Here is a 1,852-nt window from a genome sequence, read left to right as displayed (position 1 = left end):
ATGCCGCAGTTAGCGCGAGCGCCAGCGAGTTCACGCCGTCCTGGTGCATTGCAGCAGGGCGGGGCGCTGTACTGCGCGTGTGAGCGTCAGCGAACTACGGGCGCAACTCCAGGTACTAATATAAAACCATCACAGGTCATTTTATTTTGACTCCCTTTTGCAGAGCACGTATTCAGGATGTTCTCCTGCAAGTAACAAAAGAAACTCAAACTCAACCAGTGACAGACTTTGACTGTTTTGAGTATTAACTTCCTCTTTTTTCTGCCAGGTTCTTAGCCCAACACCATAAATATGACTGCATTCCTTTTGTGTTAATCCTGCTTTTAAACGTAATTTTTTTACATTTTCAGGTGTATTATCGGGTTTCATTTAACATAAACTCCTTAATTAAATTCTTAACTGGCGTCTCATCGTCTTCCCTTAATCCGGCACACGTAAAATCAATATGTTGTAATTCATTCTCATTCAGTACGGCATCATACAATGTAATTTTCGTAGTTTTGTTCCCGATTTTAACATTTGTTCTGGCTTTTATCCTTTTTGTAAGCCTGTAATTGTCACCTTCTTTTTCAAGAAAATAAGTCACATCACCTTTATTTTTTCTCATAACTGTTTCAAATACCCTGTAATTTTAACAAGTTGATCTATACTCAAGCCCCGAATCTGTAAATCATAACTGTCGCCCTGTTCGGTGACTTTACCGTTCAATCCGTTTTCAGCTTTAAAGCCTGTCAATGCCCCATACCAGCTTTCAAGCTGGACAAGTTGCGATAACATACCTTTCAGGATCAGAATTTCGTCCTTTTTTTCCACCTGGTGTTTCTCATACTCAATCGCCTGTAACACCTCCTGCGAAGCATTTACCAGAATTTTTCGCTCGATATCGGCTGCAATATCAACGGGATTCCGTTTTCTGGATAACGTGCAAACATGATGCGGACTACGCCAGGAGCGACTATCCACACTCCCCACAACAGAAAACCGGTCTTTTTCCATCCGAATATGCACAGAGTAATTTTTAAACTGCGGTGACGTCAGTTTTATACGAGACGAACAATCATCAAGTTTGTTCACGCGCCAGCCGTTCCCCAGGATACGGCAGACAACTTCAAAGACAGGGTGATATTGTTCAAAAAAAGAGTTCATCTGTTTCCCTTTTTGCTACGTAGCTGCTGTTCCCGTCTTTTTGGGTTCGATGCCCCAAAAGACGGGCTGGCTATAATATCGGGGGCTTCTCGCCCCCGTTCTGGTTACGCTCTGGTTTCCACGCGTTGCCACCCTGTCGCCCTGCGCTGTCCGGTTGTACCGTATTTTGCGCGGATTTCTTCTATCGTGTGTTCTTCACGATTCCAGTAACTTTTATGTTCGTCTGGACGATAAAACCATTGTTTTTTCTTTGCCGCCCATTTACACCCGATTTCTTTTAAAGTTTCCTTATGTGTAATGGTTTCTCCACTAATCCAAACCCAGTTACCTATCACTTCAAATACCAGACCAGATAAACCAGAAAGAACGTTTAATACTTTTTCCAGGTCATCACCGTAATTATATCGTGCATGTTCATCAGTGCTCTGGAACTGATTTATTTTATCAATATTTGCCATCAATACATCAAAAGCTGCATTTACCGCTTTCATCAGTTCAGCCCCTAACGGGTTACGATCTGGATGATATTTTAAAGCGGCTTTTCTGTATGCTGCTTTGATATCTTTTTCAGTTAATTCGCCGGATAATCCAAAAACGTTTAATGCTTCCTGGATATTCATTTTTTTAATCTCCTGCCCTGCTGGGCTATTGTGAGAGGGGCCATTCCCCTTTCGATGAAACAATAATACGACTTTTAAGTCGTATT

Annotated in this window: 4 protein-coding genes; all 4 read right to left on the bottom strand. The window is 42.0% G+C overall.

The genetic code is table 11. From position 1 onward, the window contains the following. Nucleotides 1-141: 141 nt before the first annotated feature. Entirely contained in the window at nucleotides 142-369 is a 228-nt protein-coding gene (locus tag OGY09_RS00985) for a helix-turn-helix domain-containing protein (RefSeq protein WP_000801440.1), read from the bottom strand. Further along, on the bottom strand, nucleotides 356-607 hold the full coding sequence (locus OGY09_RS00980) for a hypothetical protein (RefSeq protein ID WP_001230707.1): 252 nt from the start codon (nucleotides 605-607) through the stop codon (nucleotides 356-358). The genes OGY09_RS00985 and OGY09_RS00980 overlap by 14 nt, the downstream gene beginning before the upstream one ends. Beyond that, entirely contained in the window at nucleotides 604-1,146 is a 543-nt protein-coding gene (locus OGY09_RS00975) for a hypothetical protein (RefSeq protein WP_001083906.1), read from the bottom strand. The genes OGY09_RS00980 and OGY09_RS00975 overlap by 4 nt, the downstream gene beginning before the upstream one ends. Nucleotides 1,147-1,250: 104 nt before the next feature. Further along, nucleotides 1,251-1,766 (bottom strand): J domain-containing protein, encoded by a 516-nt coding sequence (locus tag OGY09_RS00970; protein ID WP_001025395.1) that lies wholly within the window; start codon nucleotides 1,764-1,766, stop codon nucleotides 1,251-1,253. Between the last annotated feature and the right edge of the window lie 86 nt (nucleotides 1,767-1,852).

It is taken from the genome of Citrobacter sp. Cpo071 (genome assembly GCF_030332765.1).
GTDB classification, from domain to species: domain Bacteria; phylum Pseudomonadota; class Gammaproteobacteria; order Enterobacterales; family Enterobacteriaceae; genus Citrobacter; species Citrobacter portucalensis.
The sequence above is the reverse complement of the archived record's forward strand: the minus strand, read 5'-3'. Positions and strand labels throughout refer to the sequence as shown.